Origin of the sequence: Staphylococcus gallinarum, from assembly GCF_029774255.1 — a bacterium.
Taxonomy (GTDB): Bacteria; Bacillota; Bacilli; order Staphylococcales; family Staphylococcaceae; genus Staphylococcus; species Staphylococcus gallinarum.
Map to the genome: position 1 here is coordinate 2,472,599 of NZ_CP069082.1, position 18,827 is coordinate 2,491,425.

Sequence of the window (18,827 nt, forward strand, 5' to 3'; positions counted from 1 at the left end):
TCTTCAAACATAACATAAAACATGACAACTCTAAATCACACATATTTATAATAATTATTGTGCAGTATAACCACCATCAATTAATATAGATTGACCTGTCACACTTTTTCCACCATCACTGCATAAGAACAACGCATAATTCGCAACATCAGCAATATCAACCAAACGCTTTTGTGGAATCAATGGGTATAATACATCCTCAAGTACCGCTTCCACACTCACACCTCTATGCTTAGCTAAATCAGCCATCTGATTTCTAACTAATGGTGTATCTATATAACCAGGACAAATCGCATTCACAGTAATACCATCTGTAGCCGTTTCCAATGCTGTTACTTTCGTCAAACCAATAATGCCATGTTTCGCACTATTATAAGCTGCCTTTCCAGAAAATCCTATCACACCATTAATTGAAGCCATATTTAAGATTCTGCCACTTTGTTGCGCCTTCATAATTGGTAAAGCATATTTCGTACCAATAAAGCTTCCCGTCAACATAATATCAATCATTTGTCTAAATTTATCTGTTGGAAATGACTCTATCGCTTCAACATGCTGAAGGCCCGCATTATTAAACAATACATCCAAACGACCATATTTCTCTACGGTCTGGTCTATCATTTGTTGAACAGCCATTTCATCTGTGACATCTACTTGAATTGCCATACAATCATACCCCAATGCAATTAACTGCTCTACCTCACTAGTTAATTTCTCTTTATTCATGTCAGCCAATACGACCTTTGCTCCATGTTCAAGAAATACCTTTGCAATGCCAAGACCAATACCACTTGCCGCACCCGTAATTATCGTCACTTTATCTTTGACCATTGTTCACACCTACTTTAAATGATTTTCAAAGTACGCGTCAGTACTTGCTTCAACTTGCTCTAACGTCGCACCCTCTTGTAGTTCTATTAACTGCATCACTCCATGTTCAAATTGAAATACTGCCAAATCAGTAATTAATGTATCCACCACTTGCGCACCAGTTAACGGTAACTCACACTGTGCCTTAATTTTAGACTCTCCATGCTTATTCATATGATCCATTATCACAACCACTTTCTTTGCGCCAACGACTAAATCCATGGCGCCACCCATACCTTTGACTAATTTCCCTGGAATCATATAATTTGCCAGATCACCCTTCTCAGAAACTTCCATACCACCTAGAATGGCCAAATCGATATGACCACCTCTAATCATGGCAAAGGACTCTGCGTTATCAAAGAATGATGCACCTTTAGCAGCAGTAACCGTCTCCTTACCCGCATTGATTATATCAGCATCTACTTCATCCTCCGTTGGATAAGGTCCAATACCTAATAAACCATTTTCAGATTGGAAGTAAACATTCTGCACATGATCATTAAGCTCATTGGCAACTAATGTCGGCATACCGATACCAAGATTAATAACCATATTACTTTCAATTTCTTTCGCTGCACGTTGAATAATCCTTTGCCTTTGGATTTGTTTACTCATGATTAGCCTCCTTTACAGTGCGTTTCTCTATTCTCTTTTCAAAATGCTTCCCTAAATAAATATAATCCACATATACACCAGACAAATGTACCTCATCTGGGTTAATTTCACCAATTTCTACTAATTCCTCAACCTCAACAACTGTAGTCGTTGCAGCCATGGCACATAGCGGATTAAAATTACGCGCAGTCTTCTCAAAGACTAAATTACCAAAAGTATCCGCCTTTTTCGCCTTAACAATGCCATAATCCCCTGTTATTGCTCGCTCCATAAGAAATGTTTCACCATCAAAGTCACGCGTTTCCTTACCTTCAGCGACAAGCGTACCGACACCCGTCTTCGTATAAAATGCTGGAATACCAGCACCACCTGCACGCAATTTCTCAGCTAATGTACCTTGTGGCGTTAATTCCACATCCAATTCACCATTAATTAACTGTTGCTCAAAGATTTTATTTTCACCTACATAAGAACTAACCATCTTATCAATTTGCTTATTTTCCAGTAATCTACCTAAACCAAAATCATCTACTCCACAATTATTACTCACCACTGTTAAACCCTTCGTCCCCTTAGCACGAATTGCTTCAATTGAATGCTCCGGTATACCACATAACCCAAATCCACCTGCTAATATCGACATGCCATCCGTTAAGCCCTCAAATGCAGATTCTAAATTTTGAATTACTTTAGACATCATATCCCTCATTTCTATCGTTGATAATTACATATTTCATTTAGCTATTTAGCACCTAGTACTAATATTTATTATACTTTATCTTCAGTTGAAAGTCTTTTTATAGCAGTTCGTATACTGAGAAGGAATCATAAATGGTATTCTAGTTAAATATTGCACTGCCATTCCGCACACAGTAACTGCGCTAATTATTAATTGTTTGCTTTAACAACAGTTAAAGATATTAATTTGACTTTTTAAGGTGAAAAAACAGGCTAAAACATTGTTACTTAATGTTTTAGCCTGTTACGAAATTCAGTGATAAATCACTATTATAAAATGACAGAACATCAACAACTATACTTAATTCAGTATAAATTGTTATTACTAATTTTATTATTTTAGTTCTTTGATTATAGCAACGACTTTATCTTGTTGTGCTTCAGTCATATCTGATCCAGATGGCAGACAGACACCATGATCAAATAGGAATTTAGCATTATCGTCATGATCAAAAATAAAATCATAATCTTTATATAGTGGTTGTAAATGCATAGGTTTCCATACTGGTCGCGCCTCAATATTTGCTTCATCTAATTTATGAATTATGTCATTTGCAGAGAAACCAGCCTTACTTTCATCAATAGTCAACGCTGTAAGCCATCGATTTGATTTGGAATCTTTTAGTTCAGGTTGGAATTCGAGCCCTTCGATATCACTTAGTTCACGTTGATATTTATCAAAGATTGCTCTTCTTCTTTCAACTCGCTTATCTAATACTTTCATTTGTCCTCTACCAATTCCCGCTGAAATGTTACTTAATCTATAGTTATAACCTAACTCACTGTGTTGATAATGTAACGCTTTATCTCGAGCTTGTGTAGATAAGAACAATGCATGATCTCTATTAGATTTACTGTGAGTTACTAACATTCCTCCACCACTTGTTGTGATGATCTTGTTGCCATTAAATGAAAATATTCCATAATCTCCTAAGCTACCACTCATTGCACCTTGATACTCAGATCCTAACGATTCAGCCGCATCTTCAATCAATATCACCTTATATCGGTCACAAAGTGCTTTTATTTTATCTAATTGTGCAGATTGACCATATAAATTAACTACAATCACAGCTTTAGGCAATTGACCTTTTGCTGCGTATTTTTCAAAAGCTTTTTCAAGTGCATTTGGAGACATATTCCAAGAATCTAATTCAGAATCGATAAGTACGGGTATTGCACCTTGATATAAAATAGGATTAGACGTTGCACAAAATGTTAATGATGAACAAAATACAATATCTCCTACACCAACTTCACTTTCTATCAAAGCTAAATGAATCGCAGCTGTTCCACTACTTACTGCTAAAGCCTCATTCACACCAACATACGCTTTTATATCATTTTCAAATCCAGTAACATTTTCTCCTAATGGAGCAATCCAGTTTTGTTCAAATGCTTGGTTGATAAAATCTAGTTCGTCTCCGCCCATATGCGGTCTAGACAAGAATACTCTTTCATTTTCCAATTATATTCACTCCTTAGATATTGCAGGTGTCCCTACAACCGTTTGATACGATTCAATATCATTAATAACAGTAGCACCTGCACCGATGACACAATCTTGGCCTATATTAATTTGCGGTATGACTTTGGCGCCTATAGCTACATGTGTTTGCCTCCCCACTGAAACACCACCAGCTAGCATTGCTCCAGGTGAAATATGAACATAATCTCCTATACGATTATCATGTTCTACAACAGCACTCGTATTTATAATGACATGTTCACCTATAACCGTATCTGCGTTAACAACAGCATTCGGCATTACCACTGTTCCATAGCCTATCTCACTATAAGGACTGATGATTGCAGTAGGATGAATCACTTTCGCGAACTGCTTAATCGCTATATTACTTTGCTCAAAAATTTGTGCCCTTACTTTATTATTACCAATGGCAATAATAAAGTAATAATCATTACGATAGCGCTCTAAATGTGATAAATTATCATAAAAGCATCCACTTTCTTCATAATAATTATCAATGTTATTGTCTAAATAACCAGCCAAGATAAATTCACCCTGTGCATTAATAACATCCTTTATGACTTTGGCATGACCGCCATTACCAATGATTACAACCTTTTTCATCATAAATTACCTCTAAATTTCTCTGTTGTGACATGATCCGTAGCATTAATATCTTTCTTTTGTAAAACATTTTGAACAGTTTTATAAAGAATATACATATCCAATTTGAAAGACTGATTTTCTACATACCAAACATCTAATTTGAATTTTTGCTCCCAAGTAATTGCGTTACGACCATTGATTTGAGCCCAACCTGTTATGCCTGGTTTAACTTGATGACGTTTTTTCTGTTCTTCATTATATAAGGGTAAATATTCCATTAATAACGGTCTTGGTCCTACTAAACTTAGGTCACCTTTTAACACATTAAATAATTGTGGTAACTCATCAACACTTGTTTTTCTAATAGCAGCGCCTAATTTGGTCATTCTTTGATCATCTGGCAACAGTTCACCATTACTATCCTTTTCATCCGTCATTGTACGAAACTTAAAGATTTCAAATGGCACTTCATTTTTACCTGGTCTAATTTGTCTAAATAACACAGGCTTTCCTAGCTTTGTCGCGATTAAAAAGTAAGCAATAATTAAAATTGGTGCACTTAGTATCAATCCAAATAAACTTACAGAAAAGTCGAACAATCTTTTTAACATGCACTCACCCTCAAACTATTTGTTAGCATCAAAAACGAATAATTGTTTTTCCACCACATTTTTTTCATCATATAAATCTTTCGCGCGTTGATATCCCGCATTTTTAAATCGGCTTAATTCTGCTGCATCATTTGCCAAAATATCAATTTTATTTGCAATAAACTTTGGTGCATTTAAGGGAACGATATAACCTGTTTCTCCATCGACCACTTCTTCTCTAGAACCTCTAATATTTGTAGCAATCACAGCATTTTTCATTGCCATAGCCTCAATAATTGATCGTGGCATGCCTTCTCTATATGATGGTAAACAGTAAATATCACTAATTGCTAAATATTCATTTATATTTGATATTTGACCAGTAAAAGTGATGTTTTTATTTTGTTTAAATTTTTCAATTAAATGAATTGTCTCTGTATCCCTTTCACCATCAGGCAAGTCACCAATAATTATATATTTAACATTTTTTGAAGTCAGTTTTTCATATGAATTTAATAAATCCAAAATACCTTTTTCTTTAACTAACCTTCCAATAAATGAAACCACAATATCTTCATGTGAAATATTTAAGTTATTTCTTAAATGTGATAAATCTTTTGAAGTTACAACATCATAATTAAATTTATTATCGATATCTATACCGTTACTGATGTGCAAATAATTATTATGTTTTGATTCAAGTAAAAAATTATTCTTTTTAGCCACTTCATAATCTTCAACACTTTGAGTAAAAATATAATCTGTCGCTAATTTGCCAATCCATTTTTCGATATTAAAATACACTTTATATTGGACTGTATTCATTTCATCATGGAAGTAAAAACCATGTGCAGTATATATTATTGTTTTTACACGAGCTAATTTAGCTGCAATCCTACCCAACACTGCTGCAACAGGTGTGTGAACATGCACAATATCAGGCTTAATTTGTCTAAATAATTTGACCATCTTTAAAATAGATTTCAAGTTATTCACAGGACTGATTTTTCTATCAATATTTATATTATGAACATGCACACCTTGCTTTTCGAGTTCATCTTGTTGTTCCCCCATAGTACTAATGCAATGCACTTCATGACCTTCACGTACGCTTGTTTCATTCAGTGCCTTTAATAACTTCAAATGTGTCATTTCTATAGCTGCAATTTGGACAATTTTCATCACTATAGCCTCCAAAGTCTTTGACTTTCGTTTATATCCTTATCAGATATTACTCCTTTAATATCAAATATTACACCATTTTCTTGTACTAAATTTATATACTCAGACTTATTTTCCAAATATTCTTTATGCGAGACTGCGAAAATTAACACATCTGCTTTTGACATTTGTTCCTTATCTTTAAGGTCAATATCAAAGATATCTTTAGCTTCTTTTTTATCGGCTTCTACATCGTTAACCTTAATTTCCAAACCATACGATGCTAATTCTTCAATAATATGAATCACTTTTGTATTTCTTAAGTCAGGACAGTTTTCCTTAAATGTTAATCCTAAAACATTAACACTGGCATTTTGAACTTCCATTCCATGTTTTAACATCTCTTTTATAACATTAGAAGCTATATGCTTTGCCATATTATCATTAATTCTTCTACCTGAGAGTATTACTTCTGGATGATGTCCTACCTCTTGTGCCTTATGAGTTAAATAATATGGATCAACTCCTATACAATGCCCACCTACTAATCCAGGCTTAAAGTTTAAGAAGTTCCATTTCGTACCTGAGGCTTTTAATACTTCGTTCGTATCAATGTTTAATTTATCAAAAATAATTGCTAATTCATTCATTAATGCAATATTTACATCTCTCTGTGTATTTTCAATTACCTTTGCAGCCTCTGCGACTTTAATTGATGAAGCTTTGTAAACACCCGCTTTAACTACTGAGTCATATACTTCAGCTACAATTTCTAGGACTTCTGGAGTTTGACCAGATACAACTTTTGTAATTGTTTCAAATGTATGTTCTTTATCACCAGGATTAATTCGCTCAGGTGAATAGCCAATAAAGAAATCCTTTCCACATTCTAGTCCTGAAAATTTCTCTAAGACAGGGACACACGCTTCTTCAGTTGCCCCAGGATAAACTGTTGATTCATAAACAATAATAGAGCCTTTTTTTAATGCACTACCAACTGTTTCACTTGCTTTAATCAGTGGTGTTAAGTTTGGCTTATTATGTTTATCAATTGGTGTTGGAACAGCCACAATAATAAAATCTGACTCACTTAATTTGTCTCTATCTGAAGTATATTCTACATTTGAAGCTTCAAGTTTTTCAGTTGTTACCTCATTCGTTCTATCATAATTATTTTTTAATTCGCTTATTCTACCTTCATTAATATCAAAACCGATAACCTTGTGTTTATTCCCAAATGATACAGCAACTGGTAAACCAACATATCCTAAACCTACAACAGCTATATTTCTATCCATTAATGATTTCTCCCTTATTTTATTTGTAATAATTTAAATACCAATCAATAAATTTGTTAACGCCATCTTGTATTGATGTTTCTGGTTTAAAATCAATATTATTGTATAAATCATCGACATTAGCATAAGTTTCAGGTACATCACCTGCTTGTAAATCCATATAATTCTTTTTAGCAGTTTTACCTAATTTATTTTCAATAGCCTCAACAAATTCCATTAATCTCACTGGACTGTTATTTCCGATATTATATACTTTGTATGGTGCATATGATGAAGATGGATCTGGATTAGCTCCTGACCATTCTGGGTTTGGTTCAGCTGGTTTCTCGATAAGTCTACTAATTGCTTCCACGATATCGTCCACATAGGTAAAATCACGCATCATATTTCCATGATTGTACACATCAATAGCTTCATCATTTACAATCGCTTTAGTAAATTTAAATAATGCCATATCAGGTCTACCCCATGGCCCATAAACTGTAAAGAATCTTAATCCTGTTGTTGGTAACTGATACAAGTGACTATATGTATGGGCCATAAGTTCATTTGATTTCTTCGTTGCAGCGTATAAACTTAATGGATGGTCAATATTGTCTGATGTACTAAATGGTTTAGATGTATTCGCACCATATACTGAACTTGAAGATGCATAAATTAAATGTTTCACGTCAAAGTGTCTTGAACATTCAAGTATATTCATAAACCCTACTACATTTGCATCAATGTATGCTCTTGGGTTTTCTAAGCTATATCTAACCCCTGCTTGTGCAGCTAAATTAACTACGACTTCTGGCTGTTCTTTAATAAATACTTCCTTCAAGTCTTCATAATCTTCTAAGTTCAATTTAAAAAATGTAAAGTTATTATCGCCTATTGACTTTAATCTATCTTCTTTCAACGACACAGAATAGTAGTCATTTATATTGTCTACACCGATAACTTCATGATGTTGTGCAATTAACTTTTTAGCTAAATGAGAGCCTATAAACCCAGCAGCACCTGTTATTAATATTTTCATAAATTATTCCTCCAATTTTTTAATCTTTTTCATTGGTACACCTGCACCTAACCATCCAGATTCCAAATCTTTCACAACAATCGAACCTGCTGCCACAACAGATCTTTGTTTGATAGTCACATTACTTAAAACTCTGACCCCACAACCAATCCAAACATCATCTTTAATAACAATTTTCCCTTTAGATACCTCATTATATTTAATTGGTATTGTAGTGTCGTTCCATGTATGGTTCGTTGTAATTAATGTAGAACTGTGCGCTATAGATACATTATCCCCAATTTCTAGTCCTCCATAGCCATCTATATAGCACATGTCATGGATACTGACGTTATCTCCAATAATCGTATTTTTCATATTTTTAAGGCTTACATTTTTACCAATATACACATTATTCCCAATTTGTTTTGCTATACTAGCCAAAATGATATAACGTATTGCAAGTTGAATTTTAAAATTAGTCCTCGTATTTATTTCATATAACGAAGTCCTTAACCTATATGGGAAAAAACGTAAAATTTTGCTAAATTTCTTCATTAAAGTATAAATTTTATTGTTCATTTAATTTTTTCCTCCCAAAATAATATTGGCAGATAAACATAATCAGTAATAATGATGTTTTATCGCGATGTCTTAATGCAGAACCATAGTTATAGGTACCTAAAGCGAACACCATAAATGATAATGCCACAATAATTAAGATGATTAAGACTTTTTGGTTCTTAGTTTTCCTATAAATTTTAATACCTAAAATAAATGAGATAACTATTAACAGAATATTAATAAATCCAATCATATCGGAGGCAGTTCTTACTTCCCACGGAAACGGTTTGAAGGCAAAGAATACTTCTTGCTTAACTTTAGTACTCAATCCGCCCCTTTCAGCAGGACTAATGTAGTCAGCTCTTGAACCTGTCATCTCATTTACTTCCACTGTTTCTCCTGTACCAAGACTATTCTGTATTTTTGTATTGTCTGTTTTTGTAATAAATAGTAGAAGTGCCAAAAGCGATACGATAACTACTATCGACTTAAATAAGAAATTCTGTTTTGAAAACAAACAAAAATAAACACCTAGTACAGCTAGAAGTCCTACCATACCCACATGGAAAACGCTACCTAAAACAATCGCCAATATACTGATAAATAGATATAAAATCCTTTTGCTATCATGATATTTTAAAATTGCTAAAGTAAAAATTAAGACAAATAATATTACATATATCTCTCTTAAAGTAATAACAGTGTTAATAAGTGTCAGTGGATATAAAACAAATAAATATGAACTAATAATTGCTACTTTTTGATTTCCAAATACATTCACAACAATTTTGTATAACAAAATAACACAAATTGTATGTACGGTGATATTGACTAATCCAGGCAAAATTTCAAAAGGTTTGCCTAGAAAATAAACAAAGGATAGCAATTTAGAGTAGGCAGTCGAGCTTTGAAATACATTCACATTCATGTTTAATGCCAAATGGTTATAATAGCCTATGGCCAATTTTTCAAATCTGACATCATCGTTACCAGAACCAGGCAGTTCAATAAAATATTTATGAGTAATTAATGCTGTAAGATAAATCAACCATTGAATTATTATTAATAAAAATAGTTTTATATTTAACTTACTAATTAATAAATACATTAAGATTAATAGATTTATAATCACAATTAAAAATATGTTAAACCACCCATACCAAAGCGCTAAAGCAAATAATAAAATTAAGGGGATGATTAATAAGAGCTCTTTCTTAAATTTCATTTTTTACTCCTTTGATTATTTTAAGACTCAAGATCAATTTCATAACAAATATGGAAATTGCAAAAATAGTGAATGTATATGTGGCGCCTAAAATCCCAAATAAATTAATCAGTATCAAACTTGATAATAAGACGATGACTACGCTTATCACCTGTATTCTAGTGTTATATTTATATTTATTATGCGCATTGATATAAAGGTCAAATAGAATACTCATATAAACCAATATTGCACTGAAAATAATAATTAAAATTTGTGATTTATAAGCTAAAAACTTTTGATTAAACATAATAACTATAATGTTATCTAGAATAGTAAAACTGACAATAATCACAATAATGTATGAAAAAATGCCACCTATAATAATTCCAACAAACAATTTTTTCAAATAATTAAAATTAAATTTATTTTCAACAGTCTTGGGTAACACGTAGTTGTATATCGAAAAGAAGAACGTATTACCCGCAGAATAAATTGTTAAAATACTACTAAATATACCAACTGCTGCAATACTTGAAGCATATTCTAAGACATACTTTGGTATATTGGTGTTTAATGATGATAAAAATAATGTAATGGATAATGGAATACCCAATGAAATTAACTTTTTATATTCACTTATGTTTAGTTTTTCTAAAACAAATGCCTGTTTATTAATAATAAAGAAGCAAACTATTGTTAGTAGACTGTATATAGTAAAAGGTAAAACTAAATTTCCTATTGTATAATATAAAGCTATAATTAACCCCATTTGTAAAAAAGATAATCCAAGTTTGAAATATCCAACAAATCTGTGCTTTTGTTCTTTTATATAATAAGCAAAATTAATATCTAATAAATTTTCAGCAACTTTACTTAATCCAACCATAAATAGTAAAAGGTACTGATTTGAATTTATGCTTGTAAAAAGCATGATAATAATCATATAGATAAGTAAAATAAGAACAGACATAATGAATCTTGCTTTAAAATAACGTTCTCTTTTGAATTCATCCGTTGTGACAATCAATGTATTAAATCCAAAAGATAGCAATAATACTAATGGAGCAATTAATGCCACACCATATGTGTATGCACCTAAATCATTTTGTGTACCTAGTTTTAAAATCAATAAAATAACTATCCATTGCATAAAGCCGAAGACAATATTCCCTAGAAGGTATACTAAAAAATTATGCTTCAAAGTAACTATCACTCCGATTTACAAAGTCTACAACGTCTATTTCTCCATTTGTTATTCTATTGACTTTTAGCAATAACTCGCTATTGGTATATACTTTCGATTTACCTCTATAAATTTTTTCATATACTTGATCAGGATGTATTTCATCTTCGTTAAGTAGTTCTTCAAATAATTTCTCTCCTGGTCTCACTCCCGAGAATTCAATACCAATATCTTCTTCTTTTTTACCACTTAGATGGATTAAATTTTTAGCTAAATCTACAATTTTAACTGGTTCACCCATGTCTAATACAAATATTTCTCCACCTTTTGCTAAGGCACCAGCTTGTAATACCAATCTAGAAGCTTCAGGTATCGTCATAAAGTAACGCGTCATATCAGGATGTGTAACAGTAACAGGTCCTCCCGCTTCAATTTGTTTCTTAAACAATGGAATCACTGATCCTCTTGAACCCAGTACATTACCAAAACGTACTGCTACAAAGCTTGTCTTACTTGATTCATCATTTAAACTCTGAATAATCATCTCAGCTACACGTTTAGTAGCACCCATTACGTTTGGTGGGTTAACTGCTTTGTCAGTAGAAATCATTACAAATTTATTTACGTTAGCTTCCCTTGCAGATTCTGCTGTATTTTTTGTTCCTAATATATTATTTCTAATAGCTTCTTTCGGATTATATTCCATCAACGGTACATGTTTATGCGCTGCCGCGTGGTATACCGCATATGGTTTATGTTCTTGCATAACTTCTAACATTCTTTGCTTATTTTGAATATCTGCTATTACTGGTACAATATCAATTTGATCTTTATATTTTTTTGTTAATTCCTGATGTATCAAGTAAATACTATTTTCACCGTGGCCTAATAATATAATGCGCTTTGGATTAAACTTACATACCTGTCGACAAATTTCTGATCCAATGGAACCACCTGCGCCCGTTACTAAAATGGTTTGATTCGTCAATTGTCTTGATATCATAGCCATATCCAGCTCTACAGGTTCTCTACCAAGTAAGTCCTCAATTTTGACTTTCTTTAATTGATTAACTTCAAGTGCACCTGAAAGTACATCATCAATATTAGGCATTTTAAAGATTTCAACGCCTTCAATATTACAAATATCATTAATTTCCTTCATTCGACCTGATGATAAAGTAGGTATTGCTATAATAATTTTTTTGATTTTATACTTGTTTACTAAATGTGGCACGTCCTTTATGTATCCTTGAACTTTCACACCTTCAGTAATTACAATTTTTTGCTTATTAATATCATCGTCAACTGCCAGTACAGGTTCCATGCCCATATTTGGACTTCTTAACATTTGTCTAATTAGTAATGAACCGCCCTGACCTGCACCAACAATTAATGTTGGTTTTTTCTTAACTGCTTTACCTACTACATATTTTCTATAAACTCTCCAAAATATTCTGGATCCCCCAATTAGTATGATGTGCATCATCCACGTAATAAAATATAATCTTAAGAATGGTGCTTGCCATGTAATTAGTGGTACAACAACAATTGTTGCTAATATAGAACATGTCACAGATTGAACAACAAGTAGCAATTCACTGACACTCGCATATTCCCATGCACGATGATATAAATTAAATATTGCTGCAAAGAGATGGTGAAATATCAATAAACTAATTGCTGAAATCATTAAAATTCTTATTGAATAACTCTCAAAAAACGGTTCTAAAATTAAATAGCCCAAAAAAACTGAAAATGTTACGATTAATGAATCTATAAATATGAGCAACATTAATCGCACTCTGATAGAAAGATGTGTCACCTAATCCCCTCATTCACTATAATTTATTCTAAAAAATGCCAAACCATTTCTTTTGTTTATAATCTTTAGTTGGACGTCCTTTTATAATCTTTTCATTCTTAATCAATTTTTCAGCATTGATAAAATAGCCTTCTATTTCATCTCTGTAATTTTTCAAACTTTTATCTTGCAATAATATATCCATTAAAAATGGCCTTTGGTCAACACTATGCGCATCTGATGCTATAAAATGGACTAAATCATTTTCAATCATTTTGAGCGAAGTCTTTTTAATATTCTTTCCAGAATCGCCTGCTAACGATCCAGAGGTCAATTGCGCCAAAGCACCACCATCGACCAACTCAAAAAGCACATCCAAATCTTGTACAATAGCTTTGTTTCTCTCTGGATGCGCGATGATTGGTATGTATCCCATTGTTTGAATTTCATAAAATAATTTATTCGTATAAACTGGTACTTCATTTGAAGGAAACTCAATTAATAAATAATTTGACCCATTTATTCCTGTTATTTTTCCTGCTTCAATATCTGTTAAAATTTGATCAGTAATCCTAATTTCTTGTCCATAATATAAATCAATATTCAACTCTTGATGTTTCAGTGCAGTATCCAATACAATAAGCTTTTCTTGAATACTATTGATATCATTTGAAAAGTTAGGGTGTAAATGATGTGGAGTTGCCACAATACCTGTTACACCCTCTGATATTGCCTGTCTAATAAGTTCAATGGCATCTTCAAGTGATTTTGGTCCATCATCGATGCCATATAAAATATGGTTATGTATATCAATCATCATTTCCATCCCCATAATAGTTGTAATAACTTGAAGAATTATCTTTAGCTGCTTTGTTTAAAACTGCACCAATAACTTTGCCGTTTGATTGTTCAATGAGTTCTTTTGCCTTTTTCACTTCATTTTTATCACTTTTTTCACTATCAATAACTAGAATGCAATCTCTCACAATTTGTGCATATAATTGTGCATCAGTCACTGTATTAACTGGTGGTGTATCAATAATGATAAAGTCATATTCAGTAGCTAATTTTTGATATAATTCACGGAACTTTCTAGTTGTTATCAATTCTGACGGGTTTGGTGGTACCGGTCCTGAAGTTAATACGTCAAGGTTTTCAATATGTGTCTCTTTAACTGCATCTATTTCTAGTGTTTTACCAATAATCAAATTTGAAAGACCACTATTGTTAGTTAAATTGAATACATAATGTTGAGTTGCTCTACGCATGTCTCCGTCAATAATTAAGGTTCTATAACCAGCTTGAGCATATGTAATTGCAATATTTGCAGAAATGGTACTTTTACCAGATGAAGCCTTTTCTGAAGTAATCAATATGCTACTGATTTCTTTATCTGCATTTGAAAACATAATATTCGAACGGATACCTCTGAATTTCTCACTTATAATGGACTTTGGTTTGTCATACGTAAAAAGTGGCGATATTTTTGATGCACCCTTATTCTTCTTTGCCATAATAAATTCCTTTCTTATTCAAATTTTTGAATTGATCCTAATACTGGAATATTAAACTCTTCTTTCACCTGTTCTTCGGTACGAATACGTTTATCGAATAGTTCTTTAAATATAATAATTAAAAATGCAATGAATAATCCTGCTAATAATCCAAGACCTAAATTAACGATTGTCTTCGGTTCAACTTTTGATGCAGTGCCATCTGCACTAGATAAAATAGATACATTATCGACACTCATAATATCTGGTACTTCTTTACTAAATACTTTTGCAATTTTATTAGCTACAATTTCAGAATCTCTCCTGCTATTACTTGTAACCCCTATTTCTAGTATTTGAGATCGATCTTGATTTGTAACAGTTAACATACTAGAAATTTCACTTGATGAATATTGATGTTTTACAGACTTAGAAACCTTATCTATAATTCGTGGACTCTTGATGATTTCAGAATATGTATTAACAAGCTCTATGTTACTTTGTACTTCTTGAGCCATCATTTGTTGATCTTTATTTTTTTCATTAACAAGAACCTGAGTGGTTGCTTGATATTTAGGCGTCATAAAAAAGAAAGTAATAATAGCACTAACTATTAAACAAATTAATGGTAACAAGATAAGTAACTTTAAATTCTTTTTGATAATACGTGTGATTTTAGATAAATCAAATGTATTTTCCATATAAACCTCCCAAAAAACAAAATTTAATTCTATTAAACCAAACATTTCTGTTTTGCACAATAGTCTTTTGTGCATTGATTAATTTACATTAATTAATTTTACAAAACTTTAAAATATTATTAATATCTATACATCTATAAAAAAGGCACAAAAAAAGCCTTTCAACATAAACACAGTTTTGCATTTATGCCCAAAGGCTTGAGTAAATTATTTTATATAGTAAGAATGACCTTAACTAATTTCAATTTGAAATCGACGTATGACTGTCCCATCATCTAACAATGCAGGTTCAATTTCTTCGCCACCATTATGCTTTATCACAGCAGCAGACGCTTTATTGGATTCGTCGCATGTCACTAATGCTTCTTGAACACCAATACGTGACAAATAATCTAATGATTTCTTTAATATCTTATTTCCATACCCTTTACCACGATGTTTCTTACGTACTCCATATCCAATATGACCGCCAACACGCTTCAAGTGATCGTTTAAATCATGACGAATATTTGCTGCTCCAATAATTTCATTTTCATCAATCAAAAATAAGGTCGTATTATCAATTTCTGAATTACGTGATTTATTATCTGCCAACTCATGAACTAATGTCTCAAAGTTATCATATTTAACAATATTCGTTGCTGCTGGCACAACTTGTTCGTCATGGTCAATCCATTCACTCATATAATCACAATACAAAGATTCATCACTCATTGTTAACTCTCTAAATTCCATCATGTCAACGCTCCTTTCTATTTCCTTAAATATTTATTGGATCATCGTGTAAATTCTGATAATAAACGTGTTGATCCGTCCATGCGCCATCTTGGAAAATAAATCCCTTTCTTAAACATTCATAGTGAAATCCTAGCTTTTCAATTAAATGTTGCGATGGTTTATTTCCAATATCAATATGTGCTTCTAGTCGGTGAAACTTAAAATTATCTTTAGCTTGTATAATTAATTCCGATATCGCTTCAAAGGCATAGCCTTGACGCCAATATTGATTATGAATAAAATAACCAATCTCTGCCCATTGAAATGCATCTCTACTCAAATTCTTCAAATCTAGCATGCCAATATGAGCAGCACTCACCTTATCGAAAATTGCAAAAATATATAAATCATCATCATTTCTCGCCTGGCGTTGACGTTCAACCAACTCAGCAAACCAGGGTTGAGTCGCATCAGACATATCAACTTGTCCCTCATCAAATTGATGTTGTGATGGTTTACGATTTATAAATCCAGAAAGCCAAATTTCATAGTCATTTTCTTCCAACGGTCTTATGATAAGCCGTTGAGTACTGAATTGCAACCTTAAATTTTGTTTCAATGATTAACAACCTTTATCTAATTTTATAGTGTAATTACGTTCAATTATCCAAATTAATGATAATGACTTTATACCTATCATAATACATCTGATACGCAAAGAGAAATAAAGCTATCTAAGCACTTTATCTGCGTTAAAATTTTATATTTTGGGTATATAATATAATGAAAACGCTAACATGATTTGCACAAAAAATGTCCCTTTAGCATACAACGACTGTCGCTTAAATTGTATACATGTGGTTGGTAGATAAAGGAGGGTGTTACTTATGAACAGTAATACATCTAAAATATTTTTCGTGTTTTTCGGCATATTATCTTGGTTATCTACGATGTTTTTATTTATTTTACCTATGTTGACGCCTTATCAAAAATATATTGAAAATCAAAATGGTATTTCAGCAGGATGGATTATTACGCTACTAGCCATTATTACGTTATTCTATATTGGTATATTGATATTAGATATATTTAGTACGACTGCTACACAAGTATTACAATTTGTACTACTCACTGTAGTTGTTGTTTCCGCTTTACCATCTATTACAGCATTTGTAATTGTTTCATTTATCGTAGATATAAGTATTATTGAAATATTTATACCGATTATTTTAATTATTTTGGCCAGTATGTTGCATATTTTATGGTTTGCTATCCCATTCTTACAAAATAAGCAACGCCGTGAAGAATTACTAGAAAAAAACAAAGCGATCTATGATAAATATAAATAGTAGCTAAAAAGCAACTTGTAACATCTAAAATGTGATGTACAAGTTGCTTCTTTCATTGAGACATGATATTAAATCAATCTTAATGTAAATTGACTATATTATTTAATAATACCGATTTCTTTGCCTACCTTTTCAAATGCAGCTAATGCATCATCTAGCATTTCCTTTGTATGGGCAGCTGTTGGCATGTTACGTACACGTCCAGTGCCTTTAGGAACAGTTGGGAAGACAATTGATTTAACATATACGCCTTCTTCTTTCAAACGACTACTGAATGCTTGTGTTTCCTTTTCATCACCGATAATAACAGGTGTAATAGGCGTTTCAGAATCCCCGATATTAAAGCCTAATTCCTTCAATCCTGCTTTTAGATAATTTCCATTATCCCAAAGTTTATCATGTAATTCAGTTGACGCCATTAACTTCTTCACAGCTTCAGTAATTGCTTTCGTGTCTCCAGGAGCTAATGATGTTGAGAATAAGAATGGTCTTGATTGAGCTTTCAACCAATCAATAAGCGATTGTGTCCCAGCAACATAACCACCGACTACACCAATAGCCTTTGATAATGTACCAATTTGGAAGTCAATCTTATCTTGTAAACCAAAGTGTTTCACAGTACCAGCACCGTTACCCATTACACCAGAACCATGTGCATCATCAACATAAGTAATCAAGCCGAATTCTTCAGCAATTTCCACAATTTCTGGCAATTTTGCAACATCGCCATCCATACTAAACACACCATCAGTAATATACATTACTTTATTATATTGACCAGATTCGACTGCTTCTTTTGCTTTAGCTCTTAAATCATCCATATCTGAATGATTAACGCGGATAATCTTTGCCTTAGATAAACGACAACCATCAATAATAGAAGCATGGTTTAATTCATCCGATAAAATCGCGTCATTTTTATTCATAACGGCAGAGATTGCTGCCATATTACAGTTAAATCCTGATTGGTACGCAACTGCAGCTTCTGTACCTTTAAACTTAGCTAACGTTGTTTCTAGCTCATCATGTAAATCTAACGTACCGTTGATTGAACGCACTGCACCTGCACCAACACCATGTGTATCAATTGCATCCTTTGCCGCTTGTTTCAAATCTGCGTCTGTTGCTAGTCCTAAATAGTTATTTGAAGACAAGTTAATATATGATTTCCCGTTGATCTTAATTTCAGGTCCATTTGCACCTTCAATTGTATCAATTTCATTATACAAACCGTTATCTTTCAAATACTGAATATTTTCATCTAAAAAGCCATGTAGTGACTGTACCACTGCAAGTCCCCCTTTGAATTGTCTTTGTGTTAAGTTAATCATAACCTATTTTAAAGTTTGAGGGAAGTAGAACAATGCCCACGACAACTGTGTTTTAAGCAATATACTTTACATTAATTAATTGTACCTATTGATTATCGTGTTGAAATGGTATACTAGATAAAAAGTTATGGA

General features: G+C 32.4%; 20 protein-coding genes. 1 reads left to right on the forward strand and 19 read right to left on the reverse strand.

What is annotated here, in order from left to right; genetic code table 11:
• Positions 1-54 precede the first annotated feature (54 nt).
• The 18 genes from JN168_RS11825 to JN168_RS11910 form a co-directional block, all read right to left on the reverse strand.
• The gene (locus JN168_RS11825; protein ID WP_279525920.1) at positions 55-831 is read right to left on the reverse strand and encodes a 3-hydroxybutyrate dehydrogenase; all 777 of its coding nucleotides are present in this window, start codon (positions 829-831) and stop codon (positions 55-57) included.
• A gap of 9 nt (positions 832-840) precedes the next feature.
• Entirely contained in the window at positions 841-1,488 is a 648-nt protein-coding gene (locus tag JN168_RS11830) for a 3-oxoacid CoA-transferase subunit B (RefSeq protein ID WP_279525921.1), read from the reverse strand.
• Positions 1,481-2,185 (reverse strand): CoA transferase subunit A, encoded by a 705-nt coding sequence (locus JN168_RS11835; protein ID WP_042737986.1) that lies wholly within the window; start codon positions 2,183-2,185, stop codon positions 1,481-1,483. The genes JN168_RS11830 and JN168_RS11835 overlap by 8 nt, the downstream gene beginning before the upstream one ends.
• A gap of 375 nt (positions 2,186-2,560) precedes the next feature.
• Positions 2,561-3,694: a DegT/DnrJ/EryC1/StrS family aminotransferase gene (locus JN168_RS11840; RefSeq protein WP_279525922.1), complete on the reverse strand. Its 1,134-nt coding sequence runs from the start codon at positions 3,692-3,694 to the stop codon at positions 2,561-2,563.
• A gap of 6 nt (positions 3,695-3,700) precedes the next feature.
• Positions 3,701-4,318, reverse strand: coding sequence for an acetyltransferase (locus JN168_RS11845; RefSeq protein WP_042738254.1), 618 nt, complete (start codon positions 4,316-4,318; stop codon positions 3,701-3,703).
• Positions 4,318-4,911 (reverse strand): sugar transferase, encoded by a 594-nt coding sequence (locus JN168_RS11850; RefSeq protein WP_279525923.1) that lies wholly within the window; start codon positions 4,909-4,911, stop codon positions 4,318-4,320. The genes JN168_RS11845 and JN168_RS11850 overlap by 1 nt, the downstream gene beginning before the upstream one ends.
• A gap of 15 nt (positions 4,912-4,926) precedes the next feature.
• A complete protein-coding gene (locus tag JN168_RS11855; protein WP_052495402.1) occupies positions 4,927-6,072 on the reverse strand; it encodes a glycosyltransferase family 4 protein in 1,146 nt (381 codons plus the stop codon).
• Between the two features lie 2 nt (positions 6,073-6,074).
• Positions 6,075-7,349, reverse strand: coding sequence for a nucleotide sugar dehydrogenase (locus tag JN168_RS11860; RefSeq protein WP_279525924.1), 1,275 nt, complete (start codon positions 7,347-7,349; stop codon positions 6,075-6,077).
• A gap of 19 nt (positions 7,350-7,368) precedes the next feature.
• Positions 7,369-8,370, reverse strand: coding sequence for an NAD-dependent epimerase (locus JN168_RS11865; protein ID WP_279525925.1), 1,002 nt, complete (start codon positions 8,368-8,370; stop codon positions 7,369-7,371).
• 3 nt (positions 8,371-8,373) lie between these two features.
• Complete coding sequence (locus JN168_RS11870; RefSeq protein WP_042737981.1) at positions 8,374-8,931, reverse strand: acyltransferase; 558 nt, start codon at positions 8,929-8,931, stop codon at positions 8,374-8,376.
• Entirely contained in the window at positions 8,921-10,138 is a 1,218-nt protein-coding gene (locus JN168_RS11875; RefSeq protein ID WP_279525926.1) for a glycosyltransferase family protein, read from the reverse strand. Before JN168_RS11875 ends, JN168_RS11870 begins: the two co-directional genes overlap by 11 nt.
• Complete coding sequence (locus JN168_RS11880; protein ID WP_232165286.1) at positions 10,128-11,321, reverse strand: lipopolysaccharide biosynthesis protein; 1,194 nt, start codon at positions 11,319-11,321, stop codon at positions 10,128-10,130. The genes JN168_RS11875 and JN168_RS11880 overlap by 11 nt, the downstream gene beginning before the upstream one ends.
• On the reverse strand, positions 11,311-13,125 hold the full coding sequence (locus tag JN168_RS11885) for a polysaccharide biosynthesis protein (RefSeq protein WP_279525927.1): 1,815 nt from the start codon (positions 13,123-13,125) through the stop codon (positions 11,311-11,313). Before JN168_RS11885 ends, JN168_RS11880 begins: the two co-directional genes overlap by 11 nt.
• A 28-nt stretch (positions 13,126-13,153) precedes the next feature.
• Positions 13,154-13,921: a tyrosine-protein phosphatase gene (locus tag JN168_RS11890; RefSeq protein WP_107641624.1), complete on the reverse strand. Its 768-nt coding sequence runs from the start codon at positions 13,919-13,921 to the stop codon at positions 13,154-13,156.
• Positions 13,914-14,618 carry a polysaccharide biosynthesis tyrosine autokinase gene (locus tag JN168_RS11895; protein WP_229366925.1) on the reverse strand — a complete coding sequence of 235 codons (705 nt, stop codon included), beginning with the start codon at positions 14,616-14,618 and terminating at the stop codon, positions 13,914-13,916. The genes JN168_RS11890 and JN168_RS11895 overlap by 8 nt, the downstream gene beginning before the upstream one ends.
• Before the next feature lie 14 nt (positions 14,619-14,632).
• The gene (locus JN168_RS11900; RefSeq protein ID WP_107589876.1) at positions 14,633-15,298 is read right to left on the reverse strand and encodes a Wzz/FepE/Etk N-terminal domain-containing protein; all 666 of its coding nucleotides are present in this window, start codon (positions 15,296-15,298) and stop codon (positions 14,633-14,635) included.
• A gap of 231 nt (positions 15,299-15,529) precedes the next feature.
• The gene (locus tag JN168_RS11905) at positions 15,530-16,036 is read right to left on the reverse strand and encodes a GNAT family N-acetyltransferase (RefSeq protein ID WP_042737976.1); all 507 of its coding nucleotides are present in this window, start codon (positions 16,034-16,036) and stop codon (positions 15,530-15,532) included.
• A 22-nt stretch (positions 16,037-16,058) separates the two neighbouring features.
• Positions 16,059-16,634, reverse strand: a complete 576-nt coding sequence (locus JN168_RS11910; protein WP_279525928.1) for a GNAT family N-acetyltransferase — start codon at positions 16,632-16,634, stop codon at positions 16,059-16,061.
• A gap of 268 nt (positions 16,635-16,902) precedes the next feature.
• Between JN168_RS11910 and JN168_RS11915 the strand changes: the two genes are divergently transcribed.
• Positions 16,903-17,364: a hypothetical protein gene (locus JN168_RS11915; protein ID WP_232154755.1), complete on the forward strand. Its 462-nt coding sequence runs from the start codon at positions 16,903-16,905 to the stop codon at positions 17,362-17,364.
• A gap of 98 nt (positions 17,365-17,462) precedes the next feature.
• Here JN168_RS11915 and JN168_RS11920 read toward each other — a convergent pair whose 3' ends face one another.
• On the reverse strand, positions 17,463-18,653 hold the full coding sequence (locus JN168_RS11920; protein WP_042737973.1) for a glycine C-acetyltransferase: 1,191 nt from the start codon (positions 18,651-18,653) through the stop codon (positions 17,463-17,465).
• Positions 18,654-18,827 lie beyond the last annotated feature (174 nt).

What these genes read in the sequence shown, in the direction of transcription:
- JN168_RS11875 (WP_279525926.1), bottom strand. Translation starts at nt 10,138, where the DNA reads ATGAAATTTAAGAAAGAGCTCTTATTAATCATCCCCTTAATTTTATTA.
- JN168_RS11845 (WP_042738254.1), bottom strand. Translation starts at nt 4,318, where the DNA reads ATGAAAAAGGTTGTAATCATTGGTAATGGCGGTCATGCCAAAGTCATA.
- JN168_RS11865 (WP_279525925.1), bottom strand. Translation starts at nt 8,370, where the DNA reads ATGAAAATATTAATAACAGGTGCTGCTGGGTTTATAGGCTCTCATTTA.
- JN168_RS11890 (WP_107641624.1), bottom strand. Translation starts at nt 13,921, where the DNA reads ATGATTGATATACATAACCATATTTTATATGGCATCGATGATGGACCA.
- JN168_RS11835 (WP_042737986.1), bottom strand. Translation starts at nt 2,185, where the DNA reads ATGTCTAAAGTAATTCAAAATTTAGAATCTGCATTTGAGGGCTTAACG.
- JN168_RS11850 (WP_279525923.1), bottom strand. Translation starts at nt 4,911, where the DNA reads ATGTTAAAAAGATTGTTCGACTTTTCTGTAAGTTTATTTGGATTGATA.
- JN168_RS11830 (WP_279525921.1), bottom strand. Translation starts at nt 1,488, where the DNA reads ATGAGTAAACAAATCCAAAGGCAAAGGATTATTCAACGTGCAGCGAAA.
- JN168_RS11870 (WP_042737981.1), bottom strand. Translation starts at nt 8,931, where the DNA reads ATGAACAATAAAATTTATACTTTAATGAAGAAATTTAGCAAAATTTTA.
- JN168_RS11855 (WP_052495402.1), bottom strand. Translation starts at nt 6,072, where the DNA reads ATGAAAATTGTCCAAATTGCAGCTATAGAAATGACACATTTGAAGTTA.
- JN168_RS11905 (WP_042737976.1), bottom strand. Translation starts at nt 16,036, where the DNA reads ATGATGGAATTTAGAGAGTTAACAATGAGTGATGAATCTTTGTATTGT.
- JN168_RS11900 (WP_107589876.1), bottom strand. Translation starts at nt 15,298, where the DNA reads ATGGAAAATACATTTGATTTATCTAAAATCACACGTATTATCAAAAAG.
- JN168_RS11915 (WP_232154755.1), top strand. Translation starts at nt 16,903, where the DNA reads ATGAACAGTAATACATCTAAAATATTTTTCGTGTTTTTCGGCATATTA.
- JN168_RS11895 (WP_229366925.1), bottom strand. Translation starts at nt 14,618, where the DNA reads ATGGCAAAGAAGAATAAGGGTGCATCAAAAATATCGCCACTTTTTACG.
- JN168_RS11825 (WP_279525920.1), bottom strand. Translation starts at nt 831, where the DNA reads ATGGTCAAAGATAAAGTGACGATAATTACGGGTGCGGCAAGTGGTATT.
- JN168_RS11860 (WP_279525924.1), bottom strand. Translation starts at nt 7,349, where the DNA reads ATGGATAGAAATATAGCTGTTGTAGGTTTAGGATATGTTGGTTTACCA.